The organism is Lentisalinibacter sediminis (genome assembly GCF_040706615.1).
Lineage (GTDB): Bacteria > Pseudomonadota > Gammaproteobacteria > Steroidobacterales > Woeseiaceae > Lentisalinibacter > Lentisalinibacter sediminis.
On the sequence record NZ_JAPDRF010000004.1, the window covers coordinates 224,499 to 245,402 of the forward strand.

General features: G+C 68.4%; 24 protein-coding genes and 1 tRNA gene. 5 read left to right on the forward strand and 20 right to left on the reverse strand.

What is annotated here, in order from left to right; genetic code table 11:
* Positions 1-39: 39 nt before the first annotated feature.
* Genes ACJMKX_RS09635 through ACJMKX_RS09645 form a run of 3 tightly spaced genes read right to left on the reverse strand, consistent with a single transcriptional unit; the run spans position 40 to position 2,310 of the window.
* Positions 40-414, reverse strand: coding sequence for an iron-sulfur cluster assembly scaffold protein (locus ACJMKX_RS09635; RefSeq protein WP_405224185.1), 375 nt, complete (start codon positions 412-414; stop codon positions 40-42).
* Entirely contained in the window at positions 411-1,595 is a 1,185-nt protein-coding gene (locus ACJMKX_RS09640) for a cysteine desulfurase family protein (protein WP_405224188.1), read from the reverse strand. Before ACJMKX_RS09640 ends, ACJMKX_RS09635 begins: the two co-directional genes overlap by 4 nt.
* On the reverse strand, positions 1,588-2,310 hold the full coding sequence (locus ACJMKX_RS09645) for an RNA methyltransferase (RefSeq protein WP_405224191.1): 723 nt from the start codon (positions 2,308-2,310) through the stop codon (positions 1,588-1,590). Before ACJMKX_RS09645 ends, ACJMKX_RS09640 begins: the two co-directional genes overlap by 8 nt.
* A 98-nt stretch (positions 2,311-2,408) precedes the next feature.
* Between ACJMKX_RS09645 and ACJMKX_RS09650 the strand changes: the two genes are divergently transcribed.
* Positions 2,409-3,206, forward strand: a complete 798-nt coding sequence (locus ACJMKX_RS09650; protein ID WP_405224194.1) for an inositol monophosphatase family protein — start codon at positions 2,409-2,411, stop codon at positions 3,204-3,206.
* Between the two features lie 46 nt (positions 3,207-3,252).
* On the opposite strand, the gene secF is transcribed toward ACJMKX_RS09650, so the two are convergent.
* The 8 genes from secF to ACJMKX_RS09690 form a co-directional block, all read right to left on the reverse strand.
* Positions 3,253-4,197, reverse strand: a complete 945-nt coding sequence (gene secF, locus ACJMKX_RS09655) for a protein translocase subunit SecF (protein ID WP_405224197.1) — start codon at positions 4,195-4,197, stop codon at positions 3,253-3,255.
* Positions 4,194-6,005: a protein translocase subunit SecD gene (gene secD, locus ACJMKX_RS09660; protein WP_405224200.1), complete on the reverse strand. Its 1,812-nt coding sequence runs from the start codon at positions 6,003-6,005 to the stop codon at positions 4,194-4,196. Before secD ends, secF begins: the two co-directional genes overlap by 4 nt.
* A gap of 48 nt (positions 6,006-6,053) precedes the next feature.
* Complete coding sequence (yajC, locus tag ACJMKX_RS09665; protein ID WP_405224203.1) at positions 6,054-6,383, reverse strand: preprotein translocase subunit YajC; 330 nt, start codon at positions 6,381-6,383, stop codon at positions 6,054-6,056.
* 37 nt (positions 6,384-6,420) lie between these two features.
* The gene (tgt, locus tag ACJMKX_RS09670) at positions 6,421-7,557 is read right to left on the reverse strand and encodes a tRNA guanosine(34) transglycosylase Tgt (RefSeq protein WP_405224206.1); all 1,137 of its coding nucleotides are present in this window, start codon (positions 7,555-7,557) and stop codon (positions 6,421-6,423) included.
* The gene (gene queA, locus ACJMKX_RS09675; RefSeq protein WP_405224209.1) at positions 7,554-8,594 is read right to left on the reverse strand and encodes a tRNA preQ1(34) S-adenosylmethionine ribosyltransferase-isomerase QueA; all 1,041 of its coding nucleotides are present in this window, start codon (positions 8,592-8,594) and stop codon (positions 7,554-7,556) included. The genes tgt and queA overlap by 4 nt, the downstream gene beginning before the upstream one ends.
* Positions 8,595-8,608: 14 nt before the next feature.
* Positions 8,609-9,688: a PDZ domain-containing protein gene (locus ACJMKX_RS09680; protein WP_405224212.1), complete on the reverse strand. Its 1,080-nt coding sequence runs from the start codon at positions 9,686-9,688 to the stop codon at positions 8,609-8,611.
* Between the two features lie 120 nt (positions 9,689-9,808).
* On the reverse strand, positions 9,809-10,378 hold the full coding sequence (locus ACJMKX_RS09685) for a hypothetical protein (RefSeq protein WP_405224215.1): 570 nt from the start codon (positions 10,376-10,378) through the stop codon (positions 9,809-9,811).
* A gap of 2 nt (positions 10,379-10,380) precedes the next feature.
* Complete coding sequence (locus ACJMKX_RS09690) at positions 10,381-10,980, reverse strand: RNA polymerase sigma factor (RefSeq protein WP_405224218.1); 600 nt, start codon at positions 10,978-10,980, stop codon at positions 10,381-10,383.
* A gap of 107 nt (positions 10,981-11,087) precedes the next feature.
* Between ACJMKX_RS09690 and ACJMKX_RS09695 the strand changes: the two genes are divergently transcribed.
* The 3 genes from ACJMKX_RS09695 to fdxA all read left to right on the forward strand — a co-directional run bounded on the left by ACJMKX_RS09695 (position 11,088) and on the right by fdxA (position 12,201).
* Positions 11,088-11,172 (forward strand) — tRNA-Leu (locus ACJMKX_RS09695).
* Between the two features lie 78 nt (positions 11,173-11,250).
* A complete protein-coding gene (locus ACJMKX_RS09700; protein ID WP_405224221.1) occupies positions 11,251-11,784 on the forward strand; it encodes an NUDIX hydrolase in 534 nt (177 codons plus the stop codon).
* Between the two features lie 93 nt (positions 11,785-11,877).
* Positions 11,878-12,201: a ferredoxin FdxA gene (fdxA, locus tag ACJMKX_RS09705; protein WP_405224224.1), complete on the forward strand. Its 324-nt coding sequence runs from the start codon at positions 11,878-11,880 to the stop codon at positions 12,199-12,201.
* A gap of 16 nt (positions 12,202-12,217) precedes the next feature.
* Here fdxA and ACJMKX_RS09710 read toward each other — a convergent pair whose 3' ends face one another.
* Positions 12,218-12,973, reverse strand: coding sequence for a DsbC family protein (locus tag ACJMKX_RS09710; RefSeq protein ID WP_405224226.1), 756 nt, complete (start codon positions 12,971-12,973; stop codon positions 12,218-12,220).
* A 151-nt stretch (positions 12,974-13,124) separates the two neighbouring features.
* A complete protein-coding gene (gene xerD / locus ACJMKX_RS09715; RefSeq protein ID WP_405224229.1) occupies positions 13,125-14,063 on the reverse strand; it encodes a site-specific tyrosine recombinase XerD in 939 nt (312 codons plus the stop codon).
* A 210-nt stretch (positions 14,064-14,273) separates the two neighbouring features.
* Between xerD and ACJMKX_RS09720 the strand changes: the two genes are divergently transcribed.
* Entirely contained in the window at positions 14,274-15,098 is an 825-nt protein-coding gene (locus tag ACJMKX_RS09720) for a lysophospholipid acyltransferase family protein (protein ID WP_405224232.1), read from the forward strand.
* A 30-nt stretch (positions 15,099-15,128) separates the two neighbouring features.
* On the opposite strand, the gene ACJMKX_RS09725 is transcribed toward ACJMKX_RS09720, so the two are convergent.
* Genes ACJMKX_RS09725 through ACJMKX_RS09755 form a run of 7 tightly spaced genes read right to left on the reverse strand, consistent with a single transcriptional unit; the run spans position 15,129 to position 20,672 of the window.
* A complete protein-coding gene (locus ACJMKX_RS09725) occupies positions 15,129-16,430 on the reverse strand; it encodes a tetratricopeptide repeat protein (protein ID WP_405224235.1) in 1,302 nt (433 codons plus the stop codon).
* Positions 16,427-17,056, reverse strand: a complete 630-nt coding sequence (locus ACJMKX_RS09730; protein ID WP_405224237.1) for an energy transducer TonB — start codon at positions 17,054-17,056, stop codon at positions 16,427-16,429. Before ACJMKX_RS09730 ends, ACJMKX_RS09725 begins: the two co-directional genes overlap by 4 nt.
* A gap of 40 nt (positions 17,057-17,096) precedes the next feature.
* Positions 17,097-17,504: an ExbD/TolR family protein gene (locus ACJMKX_RS09735; RefSeq protein ID WP_405224240.1), complete on the reverse strand. Its 408-nt coding sequence runs from the start codon at positions 17,502-17,504 to the stop codon at positions 17,097-17,099.
* Positions 17,505-17,525: 21 nt separating this feature from the next.
* Complete coding sequence (locus tag ACJMKX_RS09740; protein ID WP_405224242.1) at positions 17,526-17,930, reverse strand: ExbD/TolR family protein; 405 nt, start codon at positions 17,928-17,930, stop codon at positions 17,526-17,528.
* Positions 17,931-17,949: 19 nt separating this feature from the next.
* Positions 17,950-18,474 (reverse strand): MotA/TolQ/ExbB proton channel family protein, encoded by a 525-nt coding sequence (locus tag ACJMKX_RS09745; protein ID WP_405224245.1) that lies wholly within the window; start codon positions 18,472-18,474, stop codon positions 17,950-17,952.
* 12 nt (positions 18,475-18,486) lie between these two features.
* Positions 18,487-19,884, reverse strand: a complete 1,398-nt coding sequence (locus ACJMKX_RS09750) for a MotA/TolQ/ExbB proton channel family protein (protein ID WP_405224248.1) — start codon at positions 19,882-19,884, stop codon at positions 18,487-18,489.
* On the reverse strand, positions 19,881-20,672 hold the full coding sequence (locus ACJMKX_RS09755) for a DUF3450 domain-containing protein (protein WP_405224250.1): 792 nt from the start codon (positions 20,670-20,672) through the stop codon (positions 19,881-19,883). The genes ACJMKX_RS09750 and ACJMKX_RS09755 overlap by 4 nt, the downstream gene beginning before the upstream one ends.
* Between the last annotated feature and the right edge of the window lie 232 nt (positions 20,673-20,904).

Below are 20,904 nucleotides of genomic sequence, written 5' to 3' on the forward strand. Positions count from 1 at the left end.
TCTCGCTTAACTATGCTCGCCAGTTCATCCATCGCTTCATCAGCCGTCGGCGTCTTCGCCCGCCGCCAGCGCACGACCCAGATCGGCCAGTGCATCCTCTACGACCAGCAGACTGCCCGTTTTCTCCACCGGCGCAGCCAGCGCCCCGGCCATCGCGGCCGCATCCAGTGACGCCAGGCCGGCGACCGGCCTGCCTTCCGCCTGCCGGCAGGCCCATTCGCATGCCGCGATGACCCACGGGCAGCCCAGCGCACCGTAACGCATGCGGCCTATTCTACCGCCCGCGACCCGGGCGCTGAACACGACTTCCACGCCGCTGGTGCGCCCCCGGGCACGGCCGCTGGCGCCGCCCTCCACCTGCCCGGCGTGGGCGGCCTCCCGGAAAAGGGTGAGGACTTCGGCGCCGTAATTCAAGCCGCACGGCCTCCCAGTGGTGCCGCGATGCGCCGCAGGCGCCCCACCGCGCCGGTGAAAACACCGACCGCCCGGTCTACTTCGTCCTCCGTCGTGTAGCGCCCGAGGCTGAAGCGCACCGAGGCGCCGGCAAGCCGGTCCTCGCGGCCCAGGGCCCGCAACACGTAGGAAGGCTCGCCCGAGGTAGTATTGCACGCCGAGCCGGACGCCACCGCCAGCGGTTCCAGCGATGCGAACAGGCTCTCCCCGTCCACGCCCGCCACGCTCACGTTCACGATGCCCGGGATCCGCTCGGCACCGCCGCCATTGACGAAGACGCCATCCACGGCGGTGAGGCCCGCACTCAGGCGGTCCCGGAGCGCCGCCAGCCGCGCCCGTTCCGCGGACAGCTCCTCGCCCGCACGCGCCGCCGCGGCACCGAGCCCCACGATCTGGTGCACGGGCAGCGTGCCCGGCCGCAGGCCCCGTTCCTGGCCGCCGCCGTAGAGGAGCGGCTGCACCTGTACGCCGGGACGATCCGCGATATACAGCGCCCCCACCCCCTTCGGACCGTAGAATTTGTGCGCCGTGAGAGCCAGCAAGTCGACGGGCAGGCGCGCGAGGTCGATGGGGAGTTTACCCACGGCCTGCGCGGCATCGACGTGGAACAGCACGCCCCGCTCGCGGCACAGGCGGCCTATGGCCTCGACATCGTTCACCACGCCGGTCTCGTTGTTCACCCACATCACGGCGGCGAGCACGGTGTCGTCGCGGAGCGCCGCCGCGACCGACGCCGGGTCGATGCGGCCCTCGGCGTCAGGCTCGAGCCAGGTCACCTCCCAGCCGTCCCGCTCGAGGTGGCGGGCGGCGTCCAGCACCGCCTTGTGTTCGATGCGCGTGGTGACCAGATGACGCCCCCGGCCGGCGAAATACCGTGCCGCCCCGATGACGGCGAGATTGTCCGCCTCGGTCGCGCCGGAGGTGAAGACCAGTTCCCCGGGGCGGGCGCCGAGCAGGCCGGCAAGTTCCGCGCGCGCGGCATCGACGGCGGCAGCGGCCCGTCGGCCGGGCTCGTGCATCAGCGAGGCCGCATTGCCGTACACACCGCCCCGGCCGAGACAACCCGCCATGGCCGCAGCCACGGCCTCGTCCACCGGCGTGGTGGCCGCATAGTCCAGGTAGATGGTGCGGGCGTCATTCATGGTTGCGTCTCCGCTCGGCGGGCGCCAGCGAGGCCAGTATGCCCCGCAGGATATTGATTTCGTTCATGTCCGGTTCGGCGCGCGCAAACAGCCGGCGCAGCCGCTTCATCAGGTGCCGGGGATTGTCCGGGTCCAGGAAGCGGGCGGCGAGCAGCAGCTCCTCCAGGTGGTGGTAGAAGTTCTCCATCTCCCCGGCGGTCGCTGGCCGCACCTCCCTGGGCGGCGGCTCGCGGCCGGCCGCACGCTGCATCTGCACCTCGTAGGTCACCACCTGCACCGCCATCGCCAGGTTCAGCGAGCTGAAGTCCGGCGCCGTGGGTATGTAGAGCAGCGCCTGGCAGCGGGCCAGGTCCTCGTTGCTGAGGCCCGACTTCTCCGGCCCGAACACCAGCGCGACCGGCCCGGACGTGGATTCGGCCATGGCCTTCTCCGCCGCCTCCCGGGCGCTCAGCTCCGGCCAGGCGATACTGCGCTGGCGCGCGCTGGCGCCGGCCACCCACACACAGTCGGCGACGGCGGCCTCCAGCGTGTCGACCACGCGCGCCGTGGCAAGCACGTCCTCCGCCCCCGACGCGCGGGCCGTGGCCTCCTCGTGGGGAAAACTGCGCGGCGCCACCAGCACGAGTTCGCCGAGGCCCATGTTCTTCATGGCCCGCGCCGTAGCCCCGATGTTGCCCGGGTGGGTCGTGCCCACCAGTACGATACGGATCGTCATCTGCCCTCGTTCATCTCTCTTCGGTCATCTCGCTCACCATCCGGTCTGGTATTCTACCGCCCGCACCCACACACCCCGCCACCGGACAACAACCGCGCATGCAACCACTCGCCAACATCGCCGCCATGGCGGCACGCAAGGGCGGCGACATGCTGCTACGCCAGCTGAACCAGCTCGACCGGCTCAAGGTGGAGACCAAGGGCCGCAACGACTTCGTCAGCGAGGCCGACCGTCAGGCGGAGGCGGTCATCGTCGATACCATCCTGAACCACTACCCGGACCATGCGATCCTGGCCGAGGAAGGCGGCGCCCAGGGCGAATCCGATCACGTCTGGATCATCGATCCGCTGGACGGCACCACCAACTTCCTGCACGGCTTCCCGGTGTTCTGTGTCTCGGTGGGCCTGCAGATCCGCGGCCGGCTGGAGCACGGGGTCATCTACGACCCGCTGCGCCAGGAGATGTTCACGGCCTCCCGCGGCGAGGGCGCGCAGCTGGACGGGCGCCGCATCCGGGTAACGAACCGCCGCGACCTGGCCGACGCCCTGATCGGCACCGGCTTCCCGTACCGGCGGGGCACCGCCGGCCTCGACCCGTATATGGCGCTCCTGAAGGACGTCATCCGCAACGCCGCCGGCGTACGCCGGCCGGGGGCCGCCGCTCTGGACCTGGCCTACGTGGCCGCCGGTCGGCTGGACGGGTTCTGGGAGACGGGGCTGAAGCCGTGGGATCTCGCCGCCGGTGCGCTGCTCATCCGCGAGGCGGGCGGCATCATCAGTGGCCTGGACGGCAGCGAGGGTTTCATGGAGACCGGCCACGTACTCGCCGGCAGCCCGAAGATCTACGCGGCGCTCGCCCGGCTGACCGCTCCCCACCTCACCGGGATCCTCGCCTAGAGCGGTCCGCCGGGACGCGGGACAGACCCGTCAGGACGCAGGCGCGTCACGGCAGTTCGTCCACCTCATCTTCGGGATCCTTCTCCGGCGGCATCAGGTCCTGGGCGCTGACGCCCAGCTCCAGTGCCGTGGCACTCGCCGTGTAGATGGAGGAATACGTACCGATGATGATGCCGACGATCAGCGCCACCGAGAACGGCCCGATCGCCTCGCCGCCCAGCACCAGCAGCGCCACCAGCACCAGCAGCGTCGTCATGCCGGTGATGATGGTGCGACCGAGCATCTGATTGATCGAGGTGTTCATGACATCGATCGGCTCGAGGCCGCGCAGCTTCAGGAAGTTCTCCCGGATCCGGTCGAACACCACCACCGTGTCGTTCAGCGAGTAGCCGATCACCGCCAGGATGGCCGCCAGCACCGACAGGTCGAAGGGCAGCTGGAACAGCGAGAAGAAGCCGAGCGTGATAATGACGTCGTGGGCCAGCGCCGCGACGGCGCCGGCGGCGAAGCGCCACTGGAAGCGGAACATCACGTAGGCGAAGATCATGATCAGCGTGAAGATCATGGCCAGGCCGCCCTTCTCGGTGAGCTCCTCGCCCACCTGGGGGCCTACGAAGTCCACGCGCCTCAGTTCCACGTCCGGCTCGTCGGCCTGCAGCACGTCGCGAAGATCCTCCCGCACCTCGGTACCGCTCACGCCTTCGCGGGGCGGCAGCCGCACGAGCACGTCCCGCGCGGTGCCGAAGTTGGTGACCTCGGCCTCGGGGAAGTCCGCCTCGGTGAGCACCCCGCGGATGCGCTCGAGATCGGCGGCCTCCGGGTAACCGAGCTCCAGCAGGATGCCGCCCGTGAAGTCGATGCCGAAGTTGAGCCGCTGCACGGCCAGCGAGCCGATGGAGACGGCGATGAGTACCAGCGACAGGACGATGGCCGGCCAGCGCCGGCCCATGAAGTCGATATGGGTATTGTCTGGCAGCAGCTTGAGGCTCATACCGGCACCGTCTGGATCCGCCGGGAACCGTAGACCGCATTGACCACCGCCCGGGTCCCGATGATGGCGGTGAACATGGAGGTGATGATCCCGAAGGTGAGCGTGATGGCGAAGCCCTTGATGGGGCCCGTGCCGAAGGTGAACAGCACGATGGCCGCGATCAGCGTCGTGATCTGGGCGTCGGCGATGGAGGAGAATGCCTTCTCGTAGCCGGCATGGATCGCCGCCTGGGGCGAATTACCGTTCGCGATCTCCTCGCGTATTCGCTCGAATATGAGCACGTTCGCATCCACGGCCATACCCACCGTCAGCACGATACCCGCGATACCCGGCAGGGTGAGCGAGGCCTGAAACAGCGACAATAGCGCCACGATCAGCACCAGGTTCGTGAACAGGGCCAGGTCCGCGATGAGGCCGAAGGACCGGTAGTACACGGCCATGAACAGCACCACCGCGAGGAAGCCGATGGTCACTGCCATGAAGCCCCGGTCGATGTTCTCCTGGCCCAGGCTCGGGCCGATGGTGCGCTCCTCCACCTTGAAGATGGGCGCCGCCAGCGAACCGGCGCGCAGGAGCAGCGCCAGGTCCCGCGCCTCGGCGGGGTTCAGTCCGGTGATCTGGAACTCGTTCCGGAACACGCCGCGGATGGTGGCGACGTTGATGATCTCCTCGGAGCGCTGGGTCACGTACTCGATGTCGCCGTTGCGCTCGACCACGTCCCGGGTGGTCTCGATGAACAGCACCGCCATCGGCTTGTCGATGTTGGCCCGGGTGGTCTTCAGCATGCGGTCGCCGCCGGCGGCGTCCAGGCGGATGAACACCGCGGGCCCGCCGTCCTGGGAGAAACCCGAACTGGCGTCGACGATCTGGTCGCCCGAGGCGATGACCTCGCGCTTCAGGCAGGTATCGGGACCGTCGCGGAAAGGATAGCGCTGCGAGCCCAGTCCCGAGCAGTCCTCGTCCACCAGCCGGAATTCCAGCGTCGCCGTGGCGCCGAGGATCGCGTCGGCCCGCGCCGGGTCCTGGATGCCCGGCAGCTGCACGACGATGCGGTCGACGCCCTGGCGCTGCACCAGCGGCTCGGCCACGCCGAGCGCGTTCACCCGGTTCCTGAGCGTGGTGGTGTTCTGCTCGATGGCGAAGTTCTGCCGCTCGCGGATCTGCTGCTCGGTCATCGTCACCAGCAGGGACTTGCCGTCACCGCCGTCGGCAATGTTCAGGTCCTGATCCGCGTTGCGGATGATGCGGCGCGCTTCGGCGAGATCCTCTGCGTCGCGCACCTGCACGCGCACCCTGTCCTCTTCCACCCGCACCCGGCGGGAGATACCGGCCTCCGTCAGCCGGGTCTCGAAGTCCTCCACGTACATCTCGAGCCGCTTGCGGATGGCGGCCTCCATGTCCACCTCGTAGAGGAAGTAGACGCCGCCACGCAGATCGAGTCCGAGGCTCATGGGCTCGAGCCCCAGATCCCGCACCCAGGGCGGCGAGCGGGACGCCAGCGTCAGCGCCACGGCGTAGTCGTCGCCGACGGCCTCGCGCAGCGCGTCGCTCGCCTGCAGCTGCCGCTCGACGCGATCGAAACGCATCACCACGCGGCCGTCGTCCAGGTAGGCGGCCTCGGGCGTGAGTTCCTCCTCCACCAGCATGTCGCGGAAGCGGTCCACCATGGAGGCATCGAGGGGCGCCGCGTCGGTGCGCGCCACCTGCAGGGCCGGCACGGTGCCGAATGCATTCGGCAGGGCGAGCAACGCCCCGACGGCGACGATGCCGATGACGAGGGCATACATCCACGCGGGATATCGATTCATGGCGGACCAGAGGGGTTTGGAAGAATGGACCCGGCGATCGTCCGACGATCAGCCGGCGCTCTCCACCGTGCCCTTCGGGAGCACGGCGCTGATAGTCTGTCTCTGTATCTTCAGCTCGACGCCGTCTGCGACCTGGATCGTCAGGAACTGCTCGTTCACCGACGTGATCTTGCCGAGGATGCCGCCGGCAGTCACCACCTCGTCGCCGGCGGACAGCTGGGAGACCATCTCCCGGTGCTGTTTCTGGCGCTTCTGCTGCGGCCGGATGAGCAGAAAATAGAAAGCCGCGAACAGGATGATCATCGGCAACAGGAACCCAAGGGGGCTCTCCTGGGCCGGCGCACCCTGCGCCCAGGCACTCTCGATCAGGAAATCCATAATGACACCGTCTTAGCGGGGATACGGCGCGCTATTATTACACAACACGCGGCCCCGTTGTCCCGTGCCGCGCCAGGAACTCCGCGGCGAATGCCTCGAATGTACCGGCCTCGAGCGCCGCACGTATGTTGTCCATCAGCCGCTGGTAGAAATGCAGGTTGTGCAGCGTCGCCAGCCGGGGCCCGAGCATCTCGTTGCACTTGTCCAGATGGCGCAGGTAGGCGCGGCTGTAATGGGTGCAGGTATAGCAATCGCACTCCGGGTCCAGCGGACCCAGGTCCTCGGCGTAGCGGGCGTTGCGTATCTTCAGCGTGCCGCTCGAGGTAAACAGATAGCCGTTGCGCCCGTGGCGGGTCGGGATCACGCAGTCGAACATGTCCACGCCACGGGCCACCGCCTTGACGATATCCGACGGCGTGCCGACGCCCATGAGATAGCGCGGACTCCCTGCCGGCATATGATGGACGATCGCATCCAGCACCGCGAGCCGCTCGTCCTCGCTCTCGCCCACCGACAGCCCGCCGATCGCGTAGCCGTCGAAGCCGGTCTCGACCAGTCCGGCCAGCGAGGCCTCCCGCAGGGCGGGGTACATACCGCCCTGGACGATGCCGAATACCGACTCGCCGCGCCCCGGTTCGCGCTCGCGCAGCTCGTCGAAGGCGCGGCGGCTGCGCGCCGCCCAGCGCAGCGAGAGTTCCATGGACTCCCGCGCCTCGCGCTCGCTGGCCGGATACGGCGTGCACTCGTCGAAGATCATCGCGATATCCGAGTTCAGGGCCTGCTGCATGGCCATGGCGCCTTCCGGCCCCAGGAAAATCTCGTCGCCGTTGACGGGCGAGCGGAACGTGACGCCGTCCTCGCTGACCTTGCGCAGGGCCGCGAGGCTGAACACCTGGTAGCCGCCGGAGTCCGTCAGGATGGGGCCCGTCCAGTTCATGAACTCGTGCAGTCCGCCATGGGCACGCACCACCTCCGGGCCGGGCCTCAGCATGAGATGGAAGGTGTTGCCGAGGATGATCTCGGCGCCGGTGCCGGCGACCTCCTCCGGCGTCATGGCCTTCACCGTGCCGTAGGTGCCCACGGGCATGAAGGCGGGCGTCTCCACCGTGCCGCGGCGGAAGGTGAGACGCCCGCGCCGCGCGGCGCCCTCCCGGTTCAGCAGCTCGAAGTTCACGGGCGCAGCCCGAGCGCGCCCGGCGCCGGCCAGACCAGCATGGCGTCGCCATAGCTGTAGAAGCGGTAGCGCTCTGCCACCGCGTGGCGGTAGGCCGCGAGCACGTTGTCCCGGCCCGCGAAGGCGCTCACGAGCATCAGCAGCGAGGACTCCGGCAGATGGAAGTTGGTGATCATGGCATCGACCACCCGGAAGCGGTAGCCGGGCATGATGAACAGCTCGGTCTCGCGGCGGCAGGGCGCGAGCGCACCGTCGGCGGCGGCGGTCTCCAGGCTGCGCACGGCCGTCGTACCCACGGCCACGACCCGCCCGCCGCGCTCGCGGGTGCGGCTCACGGCGGCGCAGAGCGCTTCGTTGACGTGCACCTGCTCGGCATGCAGCCGGCCGCTGGCGATGTTCTCCTCGCGCAGCGGCTGGAAGGTACCCGCGCCGACGTGCAGCGTGACGAAGGCGCGCTGCACGCCTGCGGCCTCCAGCGCGTCGAGTAGGGCCTGGTCGAAATGCAGGCCCGCCGTCGGCGCCGCCACGGCGCCGGGCTCCCGCGCGAAGACCGTCTGATAATCGTCCCTGTCGCCGGCGTTGTCCGGGCGGCGGATGTAGGGCGGCAGCGGCACGTGGCCGTGGCGCTCGAGGTGCTCGAGCACCGGCACGTCGAAGGTGAGCCGGAACAGATCGCCCTCCCGGCCCGTCACCGTCGCCGTGGCCCCGCCCTCGAGCGTGAGCGATGTACCCGGCCGCGGCGATTTGCTGGCGCGCAGGTGACACAGCGCGTCCCGTTCCGCCAGCACCCGCTCCAGCAGGAGCTCGATGCGGCCGCCGGTCTCCTTGCGGCCGTGGATGCGCGCCGGGATCACCCGGGTGTCGTTGAATACCAGCAGGTCGCCCGGCGAGAGCAGCGCGGGCAGTTCGGTAACCGCGGAGTCCACGAGCGCGCCGTCGCCCTGCAGCACCAGCAGACGGCTGGCACTGCGGGGGCGGGCCGGCGCGTGGGCGATCAACTCATCGGGCAGCTCGTAACTGTAGTCCTGCGCGCGCATGGCGGCGCATGGTATCAGACCTCCGGCAGGCCGAAATCCGCCTGCGGAGGCGGTGCCGGAGTCCGCTCCGGCGCCGCCGCGGGCGGGCGGAGGCCGGGCAGTGAGGGCAACCGAGGCAGCGGCGCGAGCCTGCCCTGACTCGCCGGAATCTGCACCGCCAGTTTGCGGCTGCGCTTCTCGCGCATGATCTCCAGTTCGAGTTCCTCGCCCTCCTCGTAGGAGCGCAGTATCCGGATCGCGTGGGAGACGGAGCCGGGCTCACGGCCGCCGATGCGGCGGATGACGTCGCCGTCCTCGAGCTTCAGCGCAGGGTCCGACGGCGCCCTCACCACCAGCAGCCCGCTGTCGGTGCCGAAATAGCGGCCGAGGCCGGGCGAGAGCTCCACCAGCTCCATGTCGCCCCACGGGCGGGCAGGGCCGAACCAGGCCATGGGCGCATCGGCACGGAAGTCGAAATCGAGGTTCCCGCCGTCACCGAAGAACGTGAACGCCTGGGCGTCCTGGTCCCGGGTCTTCACTCCCAGCACGAGTTCCCGGCTGTCCCGGCGGAGCTCGATGTCGATGCTGTCGCCGGGTTCGCGTTCGGCCAGTGCGCCGAGCAGACGGCGGTTGGCGGCGGCCGGGTCTTCGGCGGCCAGGGACTCGCCGTCGATGGCGGTCAGCACGTCGCCGGCCCGGATGCCGGCTTCGGCGGCCGCGCTGCCGGGCGAGACGCCCAGCACCTCGACGCCTTCGACCGGACCGTCGCCTTCGCCGGAACCCCCGCCGATGCTGACGCCCAGCACGGGCCGGCGGGCCGAGGCGATGACGCCGCGGGCATACTCGACCGCGCCGGGAACCACGCCGGAGGTGATCTCGGCGATCTCCCGGGCCGCCTCTGCCAGACGTTCCTCGGCCGCATGCAGCCGTTCCGTCTCCGCCGCGCTGCGGGCCTGGTCGGCCGCATGCCGTTCCTCGCGGATGATGATGCGCTGCTCGGCGGCCTCCTCACGCTCGGCCTCCGGCGCACTCTCCTGCGCCGCCGCCGGCGCCATCCGGCCGCACAAACCGAGCGCCAGTATCAGCATGCTCAGGCCCGCTGTCGTCGTCTTCATCGTGTCACTCCCATTCGATTCCTAATCGATTCCCAATCGATTCCCATTCGATGCGCAATCGATTACCGGTCACTGCCAATCGTCCGGATCGCCGTTACGCCTGCCGCGACCGCGGCCACTTCACAGCACCACCCTCCGTGCCTGCGCGTAACGCAGCTGCACCAGTGAATCCATGAGCTGCACCCGCTCGCGCCACAGCGCCCTGGCCTCGGCCTCGCTCAGCGGGCGTTCCGGAAAACTCAGCTGCTGGTCGATCATGGCGATGCGGTCCTCCAGTGTTGCGATCATGCTCGCGGTGCTGGCGCGCATCACCCGCGGGGTCTCGGGGGCCGCACGCAGCGCCTCCTCCAGCAGGCGGGAACGGGCCATCAGGCTGCCCAGGCTGGCGTCGTTCTCGGCCGGGGTGGCGGCGAAACCGGCCTCCTCCGGCGGAACCGGATTCTCGCCCGGGGACGTGCCGGAAAACGGCAGGTCCAGCAGCGCGAAGACCACCGTCGCGGCCACAGCGCCGGCAGCCAGCCACTCGAGGTCCCGCCGCAGGCGCCGGCGCCGCGGCGCCGGCACCAGCCCCTCGCGCTCGGCCCGGCCGCGTATCTCCCGCCATGCACCGCGGGGCGGCGCCTGCTGCGGCAATCGCCGCAGCGCCTCGGCCAGCTCCCGGTCCGTTTCTGTGCTCGTCTGTTCGTACATCTTCAGCCTCCCGGCAGCACCCCGGTCGCCCGACTCATCGCCGCACCGGGCTCGCCGCCGCCCGCATCCAGCAGACCGCGCAGCCGCCGGTGGGCGCGGGACAGCTGGGACTTGGAATAGCTCTCGGTCTTCTGCATCACCATCGCGATCTCCCGGTGCGTGTAGCCCTCGACGTCGTGCAGCCAGACCACCACCCGGCTCTCGGCCGGGAGGCTGGCCAGTGCCGCCTCCAGGTCCATGCGCAGGCCCACCGACTCGGCCACCGGCGCACCGCCGTCCACCGGCTCGTCGCCGTCGCCGAACTCGCCGGCGCGCCGGTTCCACGCCGAGCGCAGATGCATCAGGCACTTGCTCACGGCGATGCGGCGCACCCACGTGGCCAGCGAGGCGTCGCCCCGATAGCGGGGCAGGCTGCGCATCACCTCGATGAAGGTCTCCTGCAGCATGTCCTCCGCAGCTGCCGGTGCCTTCACCAGCCTCAGGGCCAGCGTGTAGACGGCCGGCGCCAGCGCCCGGTACAGGGACTCGTGGGCACTCGCATCCCCGCGACGAGCGCGGCGGATGACCGCTTCATCCACGCTGATGCCTGTAAATCCCGACATGTCGACAACTCTTGATGCGCGAGGGGAGAGGATCGTCGCAACGATCGCCGGAAAGTTCGTCGCAAGGTGGCCTGGCAGGCGACCGCAACCTATACTAGCGCCCTCCCGCCGGGATGGCGGAACTGGTAGACGCGCTGGACTCAAAATTCAGTGGGGTTACCCGTGTGGGTTCGAGTCCCACTCCCGGCACCACAAGCAGCAACCCGCGGTGCGGACGGCCTGCCATCCGGCGACACGCCCGCCCCCGCGGCATCTCCCGTACTCTCCCGTATGAAATATTGTTCCAACTGCGGCAGCCTCGTCTCCAAGACCATACCCGCGGGCGACAACCGCGAGCGCTGGGTCTGCGGCGAGTGCGATTACGTGCACTACCAGAACCCGCGGATCGTGGTCGGCTGCGTACCGGCGCGGGGCGACGAGGTGCTGCTCTGCCGCCGGGCCATCGAGCCCAGGCTGGGCTACTGGACCGTGCCCGCCGGCTTCATGGAACTGGGCGAGACCATGGAGGAAGGCGCGGCCCGCGAGACCCGGGAAGAGGCGCTGGCGGAGGTGGAGATCGGTCGCCTGTTCGCCACCGTCGATGTGGTGCAGGCGGGCCAGGTGCACGTGTTCTACACGGCCCGGCTGCTGGGCGGCTTCGGCGTCGGCGACGAGAGCCAGGAGGTGAACCTGTTCGCCGAGGCCGACATCCCCTGGGACGAGATCTCCTTCCCCAGCGTGCGCTTCGCCCTCGAGCGTTACTTCGAAGATGCCGGCAGGGACCGCGGCGTGCACAGCCACAAGGCGCCACGCATCCGGCTCTGACGGGGTCTGAGCGCAGCGCGGACTCTATGGCATAATCCGGCCTCCGCTCCGGCGGGTCACGGTTCACGAGCGAACAGAGGAAACGAGGTAACAATGACCTTCGTCGTCACCGAGAGCTGCATCAAGTGCAAATACACGGACTGTGTCGAAGTCTGCCCCGTGGATTGCTTCCACGAAGGCCCGAACTTCCTGGTCATCGATCCCGAGGAATGCATCGACTGCACGCTGTGCGAACCGGAGTGCCCGGTTGAGGCCATCTACTCGGAGGACGAGTTGCCGTCAGGCCAGGAGAAGTTCCTGGAGCTGAATGCGGAACTGAGCCGCGAGTGGCCGGTGATCACCGAGGCCAAGGATCCGCCGGAAGACGCGAAGGAATGGGAAGGCGTTCCGGACAAGCTGGAGCATCTGGAGCGCTGAGACGCGCTCCCGCCCGTCACTCGTCCCCGCCGTCCTCCAGCCGCTCCAGCAGCTGCGCCGGCGGCAGGTAGCCGCTCAACACTTCCCCCGTCCCGGTCACGATGGTCGGCGTGCCGCGCAGGCCGATGTCTCGGCCGAGATCGTAGTGGCGCTGCACCATGGACGCATCGCAATCCCGGGACTGTACCGGCTGGTCGTTCTTGGCCCGCGTGAGAGCCGTGTTCCGGTCGTCGGCGCACCACACGCTCTCCGCCTTCTGCCATGACGCATTGCCGGGACCGCTGCGGGGGTACAGGAGATAGCGCACCGCGATGCCCGCCTCGTTGTAATCGTCGATCTCCCGGTGCAGCTTGCGGCAGTAGCCGCAGTCGATGTCCGTGAAGATGCTGACCGTGTGCTTCGGATCCGCCGGCGCGAACACGATGGCATCGTCGTCCCCGAGCGCATCCAACACACGCCGGCGCTCACCGTTCATGGCGGCCTCGGTCAGGTTGGTGCTGGTCTCCAGATCGATGAGGTCGCCCTGGAACAGGTAGCGGCCGTCCGTGGTGACGTAGGCCACCAGCATGCCCTGGCGGATCTCGAACAAGCCCGGGATGGGACCCTCGTTGATACTCTCCGGTTCGATCTGCGGGAACTGCTCGCTGATCTCCGCGCGCACGCGCGCGAGGTCCTCGTCCGCGTCCGCGAGGGCCGCGGCAGGAGCCAGGCCGGCGGCCAGCGAGACGCTCAGTGAGAATATCGGCAACAGCGATCCGATGACACTACGCATAGAGAGTCCTCTGATTGACGGTTGACCGGCCGCGCCTGGGGCGGGCCGGGAACATGGGGGATGGGACAAGACGATCCGTCCATCGTTCCCGCCGGGGCCGGGCGGCGCGCATTGTAGCAGAGGGTGCGCCGGGATCCGGCAGCCGGCCGAATCAGCCCCGGGGGTGATGTGCCCCGTGCAGATCCTTCAGCCGTTCCCGCGCCACGTGGGTGTAGATCTGCGTGGTCGACAGGTCACTGTGGCCGAGCAGCAACTGCACCACCCGCAGGTCCGCACCGTTGTTCAGCAGGTGGGTGGCGAAGGCATGGCGCAGTGTATGGGGGGAGAGCTTTTTCTTCACGCCGGCTTTCTGGGCATAGCGCTTGATAATGTGCCAGAAGGCCTGCCGGGTCATGCGATCGCCCCGGCGGGTCGGGAACATGTAATCGGTCTGGCGCTCCAGCAGGATCTCGACCCGGGGACCCTCCATGAAATCCCGCAGCCAGCGCTGGGACTCCTCGCCGAGCGGGATCAGCCGCTCACGGTCGCCCTTGCCGACGATGCGCAGGACGCCCTGATTCAGGTTGACCTGGTTCTGCTTGAGGTTGATCAGCTCGGAGACCCGCAGGCCGGTGGCGTAGAGCAGCTCGAGCATCGCACGGTCACGGTGGCCGAGAGGCTCCTCCGTGTTCGGCGCAGCCAGCAGCGCTTCCACCTCCTCCTCGGTGAGCGACTTCGGCAGCGAGCGGCCGATGCGCGGCATCTCGATGTCCGCCGTGGGATCGTCGGCGATCACGCCTTCGCGGCAGAGATAGCGGAAGAAGCGGCGAAAGCTGGACAGCTGGCGCGCCGTGGAACGGGGTTTGGCGCCCTGCTCCACCCGCCAGGCGATGAACGCGAGCAGCTCCGGCTTGCCGGCCTTCACGATCTCCGTGCCGTCGTCGGCGACGAAGCGCGCCAGCGCCATGAGGTCCGCCCGGTAGGCGCCCAGCGTATTCTTCGACAGGCCCCGCTCCATCCAGATGGCGTCGAGGAACTTGTCGATCATGGCCTCGGAGGCAGCACTGACGGCGGCCTCCTCGGTATGCTTGCGCGCTGGGCTGTAGCTCATCTTGCGTATCTTCAGTGGCTGCTCGCGGTGTGCGGCCAATTGCGCTGGCCAACGGCGATGGCCAAGTGTGATGGCCATTGGCGGATCGGGAAGCGAGTATGTCCGCCCCTGCCCAGGGGGGGCGTGACCGCTGTCACAGATTCCCCAAACCATTAACATAACGTGACCGGGTTCACACTCTGCAATGCAAACCCGCTACGATGAGGGAAAATGACCAGACTGATCCGACTCGCCCGCGAGGCGTGGCATGCGCTGTACGGCCTGTGGTTCGCTGCCGTGTTCCTCGTCTGTGTTCCCGTCACGCTGGCGCTGGTCACCGTCCTGCCCGGCCTGGGCCCGCGCCGGGCGGCCGCGCGCAGCGGCGCCCGCCTGCTCTTCCTGGCCACCGGCATGGGCCCCGGCATCGATAACCGCCGTCATCTGCCGGGACGGCCCTGCGTGGTGGTGGCCAACCACGCGAGCTACCTGGACGGCATCATCCTCTGCGCCGCGTTGCCGCCGCGTTTCGCGTTCGTCATCAAGAGCGAGATGCAGCGGGTGCCGCTGGCGCACTACCTGCTGCGGCGCATCGGCGCCCAGTTCGTGGAGCGTTTCCACCACGGCCGCAGCGCGCGGGATGCGCGCACCATCCTGCGCCGCGCCCACGTGGGCGAGTCGCTGGCCTTCTTCCCGGAGGGCACCTTTCACGCCGAACCGGGGCTGCGCCGCTTCCGCGGCGGCGCCTTCGCCGTTGCGGTCAAGGCGCAGGCGCCGCTGGTGCCGGCCGTTATCCACGGCTCCCGCCATGCGCTGCCGTCGCGCCGGTTACTGCCCCGCCCGCAACGCCTCCACGTCACGCTGCTGGAGCCGATCGACACCGCGGGCCAGAGCCCCGCGTCGCTCGCCATCCTGTCACGGACACGGATCCTGGAGCATCTGGACGAGCCAGACCTGCATCCGGCGGCGGAGACAACGGCGCCCGGGGAGGACCGGCAGGACGAGACGAGAGCGGAGGCCGAAGCCGGGACGGAGACCCGAGGTCCGGCCGGCATCTAGAGCCGGCTGACAGGCTCTGACCGGACGGCTTCAGCCGGAGGCGACGCGCGCGGCCTCCACTGCCTGCCGGTCACGCACGAAGGCGATCCAGGCGGCGGCATTCTGGCGCTCCCTGGCGTCGCCGGTCTCGCGGGCCCTGTCGAAGGCCTGCAGCGCCTCGCCGAGGCGATCGAGTTCGGTGTAGGCCATGCCCATCAGCAGCCAGGCCCGGGCGGGCGTCTCCGTGCCGGCATCGAGCGCCTGGCGGGCCGCCGCGACGACTTCCTCCCAGCGCGCCTGCTCGTTCAGGATGCTCGCCTTATCCATATAGTACGCAGGATCGCCGGTGAGCTGACCCAGTTGTTCGATGACCGCGACCGCACGGTCGTATTCCTTCGCCGAGGTCCAGGCCGAGCGCAGCAGATTCAGGTGTTCGACGTCGCGTTCGACGGCGCCCTCCTCCAGGCCGCGGGCGAGTATCCGGCCGGCGACGTAGGGGCTGTCCAGGTAGAGATTCAGGCGGACCAGGTTGAGGATCTTGGCGCCGTCCGTGATCAGTCCGCGGTTGTAGGCGGCCATCATGGTGGCGAGCGCCAGCTGCTCCTCCTTGAGCTCCAGATACACGCCGGACAGCGTCTCCCAGTAGCGGCGCTTGTCCGGCCAGAGCCGGACCATCGTGCGCAGGACATCGACGGCCGCCCGAAAGGCCTCTTGCTCCAGGTGGATGGCCAGCTCGAGCTGGTACCAGGACTCCTCCGGCTTTTCGGCCTTCTCGATCGCGAGCTGCACGCAGGGCAGCGCCTCCCGGTAACGCTCGAGTTCGGCGAAACTGCCGGCCACCAGGATATAGGCCCCGGCCTCGGGCTCCTCGGCGTAGCCGAACCAGGTGCGCATGGTCTCGATGGCGTCCTCGAAGCGACCCTCGGACTGGTACAGGCCGGCCAGCGAGTAGAGCATGCCCTGCTGGGCCTGGGTGCTCAGGGCATCCTCGGCCAGGCTGCGCTCGAAGTAATCGATGGCCTGATCGAAGTCGCCGCGCGCCGAATAGATAAAGCCGTAGGTCTGCCACATCAGCGCCTGCTCGTAATCGTTCAGGCGCATGTTCTCCATCCTGCCGACCTCGGTGAGGGCCTCGTCGTAGCGCTCCTCGCCCATCAGCTCGTGGATGCTGGACAGCCGCTTGTAGGCCAGCTCACCCATGGTGGTGCCCGGGTCCTTGCGCTCCACGGCAGTGGTATCCAGGCAGACCTTGCCCTGGGCCAGGGCCGGCGCGGTTGCCAGAACGCACAGCGCAGCCATGACCCCCATGCCGGCCCGCACAATGCCTGTACAGGAGAGTGCCGCTCCGCTCATGTCGCCTCGTCGAGGTTGAAGTCGATCCGCTGGGTAGCCCGCCGCTTCACCGGCTGGCCGTCGACGATGCGGGGTTTGAACTTCCACTTGTAGATGGCGCGCAGCGCGTTGCGCTCGAACATCCGACGCGGCTCCGCGTCCACCACCTTCGGGTCGGAGACCGTGCCGTCCTCGTTGATGGTGAACTCGATCAGCACCCAGCCGCTGATGCCCTCGATGAGGGCCTCGCGCGGCCACTGGGGCTCGATGCGCACGATGGGGATGACGTCGCCCTCGGCGCCGGGGTCGCCGGCGCTCCACTGGCCGAGATACGGGCCGCCCCCCGCGCCTGCCGGCATGTCGATGCGCGGGGTTTCCATGCGCGGCAGGTCCGGCCGCGGCTTGTCCTGCGAAGGCTGGCTCAGCTTCGGCGGCGGCGGCGGCTCCTTCGGCTTCTCCGGTTCCGGCGGCCGCTTGCGCTCCTTGATGTTTTCGATCTCGTCCTGCTCCACGCGGACGAAGTCGAGCGAGAGTCGGTCGTCGTCGTCCTTGCGGATGTTTGGCGAACCCGAGATCAGCTGGTGCATCAGCAGGAACAGGCCGAGCGCCACCAGGATGCCGGCACCGAGGGACACCAGGAACCTCATGTCCTGTCCCCTCGTGCGCGAGTCTGCGTGTCGTTCGTTCTCACGTGCCCTCCGGCTCGGCCGCCACCGAGATGTCGACCACCCCCCCGAGTCTCACCTGATCCATGATGTCGATCAAGGTGCCCGTGGGGGATTCCTGGTCGGCGATGATCACCGCCGAACTCTCCGGATTCTCGGTCAGAGCGTCTTCCACGATCTGGCGGATCTGGTTCACCTCGACCTCCCGCTTGTTGATCCAGATGTCGCCCGTCTGATCCACGCCGATCAGGATGTTGCCGCGGGGGCGCGCCTCCGCCGTCTCGGCCTGCGGCCGGGTGGGCTCGATACCGGTCTCCTTCACGAAGGAGGTGGTCACGATGAAGAAGATCAGCATGATGAACACGATGTCGAGCATCGGCGTGATGTTGATCTCCGTCTCTTCTTCCGGCGTCGAGTGCTTGCGTGGCATGACTCTCCCCGATCCGCCCGGTCAGTCGGCCAGCGCCGCCAGTGAGACTTTGCTGGCGCCCGCCACCCGGGCCTGGTCGACCACCCGCACCAGGATGCCGGCGTCGGCGTTGCGGTCCGCCGCGATCACCACCGCGGCATCGGGATCCGCCGCGAGGCCGCTCTCGATGTTGGCCCGCACGGCGCGGATGTCCGTGGGCCGGCCCTTGATCGAGATCTGCCCCGTGTCGCTGATGCGAATGGCGATCACCTCGGAGAGTTTCTGGTCCTTCGGCGGTTCATTGGAGGGGCGGTTCAGGTCGACGCCGAACTCCTTCACGAAGGAGGTGGTCACGATGAAGAAGATCAGCATGATGAACACAATGTCGAGCATCGGCGTGATATTGATCTCCGCCTCCTCGTCGTGTCGTTTCAGCCGTCTGCGCATCGCTTGCTCCGCGGTCCCCTCAGTGCTGGACCAGCATCTCCTCGAAACGTTGGACTTCCTTGCCGGCGCGTCGTTCGAGATAGGTGGCCAGATAGAGGCCGGACAGCGCCGCCACCAGACCGGACATCGTGGGGATGGTGGCCGCCGAGACGCCGCCGGCCATCAGACGCGCGTTGCCGGTGCCCGCGAATGCCATCACGTCGAATACCAGGATCATGCCTGTCACCGTGCCCAGCAGCCCCAGCAGCGGCAGGATCGCCATCAGCGTCTTGATCATCAGGATGTAGCGGTGACTCTCCACCGAGACCTCCGAGATCAGCTGATCGCGGATGCGCCGCGCGAACCAGGAGGTGGTGTCGTCACGCTGGTCCCACTCCTCGATAGCGCGCCGCTCCAGCCCGGGCAGTACCCAGCGGAAAAACCAGAATCGCTCGATGATCAGCGTCCACATCAGCGTGGTCACCGCCAGGATGGCCCAGAGCACGTCGCCGCCGGCTTCGAAGAAGCTGCGGATGGCGATGAATGCGGACTCGAGCAGATACACCGGTGCGCCCCGCTACACGCCCCTCTCGGAGTGGCGCGCAATCATGCCGGCGCTCTGCTCCTCCAGCACTTCCACCATCGCGCGGCTGCGCGCGGCGACCAGACTGTGCAGAAACACCAGCGGGATGGCGACCACCAGGCCCAGCACCGTGGTGACCAGCGCCTGGGAGATGCCGCCGGCCATGAGCTTCGGATCGCCCGTGCCGAACAGCGTAATTGCCTGGAAGGTGCGGATCATGCCGACCACCGTGCCGAGCAGGCCGAGCAGCGGCGCCACCGCCGCGATAACCTTGATCCAGCCCTGTCCCTGCTCCAGGCGCGGCGTCTCCCTGAGGATGGCCTCGTCGAGCTTCAGCTCCAGGGTCTCGGTGTCGATGTGCCTGTTGTCCTCGAACACCTTCAGGATGCGGCCGAGCGGGTTGCCCTCCGAGGCGCCGTCGCGCTTCAGTTGCGAGCGCAGCTTGCGGCCGGTGACCAGCAGCGCGAGCAGCCGCCACAGCGCGATCAGCAGACCGACGCAGCCGATGGCGATAATGACGTAGCCCACGGTGCCGCCCTGATTGACGCGTTCGCCGAGACTCGGCGACTGCACCACCAGGCTCAACAGCGCGCCGCGGCTGGGATCCACCGCCATGCGTGCATTGCCCTCCCGCGCGGCGTAGAGGTTCTCCGCCAGGCTGCGGAAGCGGTCGTCGGGCTGCCGGGCCAGCTCCTGCAGCTCGTTCGCCGCCGGGTCGTACTGCAGGAAGCGGTCGCCGGTGATCACGTTGAACAGCCCCACCCGGACCACTTCGGCGCTCTCCTCCTGCCCCGCCGCGTTGCGGATGGTGGCCGCGAACCGGTCGACGTCGCCGGAGCCCGCCATCTCCTCCAGGATGAGCACCTGCAGGGACTTGAGGTCTGCGATGGAAGGCAGATCGCGGGCGGAGGCGAGCTCCGTCGCGATCTCGCCCCGATCCGGATACTCGGCGGTGATGAGCGAGGTATCCACCATGCCGTTCACCTCGCCGGCCGTCTGGCGCACGACGCCGAACAGCTCGCCCATGTCGCCGACCCGGATGCGCAGCGTCTCGTTCAGCTCCTCGAGCTGGCGCTCGTTCTCGTCGAACTGCGTCTTCAGCCGCTCGCTGCGCTGCTCTTCCTCGGTCAGCGCGCGCTTCGCGCTGTCCAGCAGCGCCTGCTGCTGATCGCGCTTCTGCAGGAACTCCTGCTCCCGCTGCCGGTTCTCCTGGCTCAGCCGCTGGCCCTGCTCCCGGACCGTCTGCAGCAGCTCGTCCATGTCGCGGGGCGCGTCCTGGGCGAGTGCCGTACCCGCTCCCGCCGCCACGGCCACGGCCACGGCCATGGCCAGGGCTATCAAACCGGCTGCTCTGACCGCCATGGGCGCCTTGCCGATCGATGCACTCATCATTCCTGCTCCGCGGCCGGGACCGGCAATGTCAGCAACTGCGGGGCGGCCTGCTTCCTGGCGATGGCGATGCCCTCGGTGATCGGGCGCCGGTAGGAAGAATCCAGCTCCTCCCACTGACGCGTCTGCTTGTTCCAGAAGCCGGTGCGGGACCGGTCGGCCGTCTGATAGGCGAGCAGGACGCGCCCGACCCTGAGCAACGTCACCCGGGTATCGACGCCGTCGATGTCCAGGCTGCCCGTATACGCCTCGATATTGCGGCCGAAGCGGGCCTCTTCCTTGTAGGCCTCCATGATCTGACGGTATTTCTCGGACACCGTCAGGTCGGAGCGTTCCATGTTGTCCTCGAGCCGGGTCACCCGCTCCATGCGTTCGCGCAGCTGGAAGGGCATGTCCAGCTCGATGAAGGCGCGCAGGTCCGAGATCATCTCCAGCATGAGCGGTACGATGCCCTGCTCCACGTCGCCGAACTCCTCGAGCTGGCGGGTGATGGATGCCTTCTCCTCCTCCTGATCCTCTACCAGGCGCTGCAGGTTGTCGTTATAGATCCTGGTCCGGTCGAGCTGCTGGGTAGTCACCCGGTATTCGCCCAGCAGCTCCGAGGTCTGATCGGCCAGCTGGCTGATACGCACCTGCGAGCGCTGTGCCGAGCGGTTGACCTCGGTCTGCTCGCCGAGCACCTGACCGAGCGTCGTCTGGCCGCCGGCCGGGGCGGCCAGCACGAAGAGCGCCAGCACTCCGGCCGGGAAGCGACTCACGTCGACGGACCGCAATCGCGGGAATCGAACCATGATGAGAATTCCTTGGACTTTAGAGGTGTCCCGGGGCGCGCCCAATCGCGCCAGCGGATCGCCGGAAACTAGCAGAATACCGGTGCAAAAAAAAGCGCGGCAACGCCGCCGCAACCGCCGGCGTCGGACGAATGCCGGCCAGATCGTTACGGATGCAACCGATTACGCCGGGCCCTATAATCGTCGTGTGACAGATAACCCCGGAGCGCACGCGGAGGCGCGGCGCGCGGGG

Excerpts from the sequence above, each read along its gene's own strand:
- ACJMKX_RS09640 (WP_405224188.1), bottom strand. The coding sequence starts at position 1,595 with ATGAATGACGCCCGCACCATCTACCTGGACTATGCGGCCACCACGCCG.
- ACJMKX_RS09645 (WP_405224191.1), bottom strand. The coding sequence starts at position 2,310 with ATGACGATCCGTATCGTACTGGTGGGCACGACCCACCCGGGCAACATC.
- ACJMKX_RS09650 (WP_405224194.1), top strand. The coding sequence starts at position 2,409 with ATGCAACCACTCGCCAACATCGCCGCCATGGCGGCACGCAAGGGCGGC.
- secF (WP_405224197.1), bottom strand. The coding sequence starts at position 4,197 with ATGAGCCTCAAGCTGCTGCCAGACAATACCCATATCGACTTCATGGGC.
- secD (WP_405224200.1), bottom strand. The coding sequence starts at position 6,005 with ATGAATCGATATCCCGCGTGGATGTATGCCCTCGTCATCGGCATCGTC.
- yajC (WP_405224203.1), bottom strand. The coding sequence starts at position 6,383 with ATGGATTTCCTGATCGAGAGTGCCTGGGCGCAGGGTGCGCCGGCCCAG.
- queA (WP_405224209.1), bottom strand. The coding sequence starts at position 8,594 with ATGCGCGCGCAGGACTACAGTTACGAGCTGCCCGATGAGTTGATCGCC.
- ACJMKX_RS09680 (WP_405224212.1), bottom strand. The coding sequence starts at position 9,688 with ATGAAGACGACGACAGCGGGCCTGAGCATGCTGATACTGGCGCTCGGT.
- ACJMKX_RS09685 (WP_405224215.1), bottom strand. The coding sequence starts at position 10,378 with ATGTACGAACAGACGAGCACAGAAACGGACCGGGAGCTGGCCGAGGCG.
- ACJMKX_RS09690 (WP_405224218.1), bottom strand. The coding sequence starts at position 10,980 with ATGTCGGGATTTACAGGCATCAGCGTGGATGAAGCGGTCATCCGCCGC.
- ACJMKX_RS09700 (WP_405224221.1), top strand. The coding sequence starts at position 11,251 with ATGAAATATTGTTCCAACTGCGGCAGCCTCGTCTCCAAGACCATACCC.
- fdxA (WP_405224224.1), top strand. The coding sequence starts at position 11,878 with ATGACCTTCGTCGTCACCGAGAGCTGCATCAAGTGCAAATACACGGAC.
- ACJMKX_RS09710 (WP_405224226.1), bottom strand. The coding sequence starts at position 12,973 with ATGCGTAGTGTCATCGGATCGCTGTTGCCGATATTCTCACTGAGCGTC.
- xerD (WP_405224229.1), bottom strand. The coding sequence starts at position 14,063 with ATGAGCTACAGCCCAGCGCGCAAGCATACCGAGGAGGCCGCCGTCAGT.
- ACJMKX_RS09720 (WP_405224232.1), top strand. The coding sequence starts at position 14,274 with ATGACCAGACTGATCCGACTCGCCCGCGAGGCGTGGCATGCGCTGTAC.
- ACJMKX_RS09725 (WP_405224235.1), bottom strand. The coding sequence starts at position 16,430 with ATGAGCGGAGCGGCACTCTCCTGTACAGGCATTGTGCGGGCCGGCATG.
- ACJMKX_RS09730 (WP_405224237.1), bottom strand. The coding sequence starts at position 17,056 with ATGAGGTTCCTGGTGTCCCTCGGTGCCGGCATCCTGGTGGCGCTCGGC.
- ACJMKX_RS09735 (WP_405224240.1), bottom strand. The coding sequence starts at position 17,504 with ATGCCACGCAAGCACTCGACGCCGGAAGAAGAGACGGAGATCAACATC.
- ACJMKX_RS09740 (WP_405224242.1), bottom strand. The coding sequence starts at position 17,930 with ATGCGCAGACGGCTGAAACGACACGACGAGGAGGCGGAGATCAATATC.
- ACJMKX_RS09750 (WP_405224248.1), bottom strand. The coding sequence starts at position 19,884 with ATGATGAGTGCATCGATCGGCAAGGCGCCCATGGCGGTCAGAGCAGCC.
- ACJMKX_RS09755 (WP_405224250.1), bottom strand. The coding sequence starts at position 20,672 with ATGGTTCGATTCCCGCGATTGCGGTCCGTCGACGTGAGTCGCTTCCCG.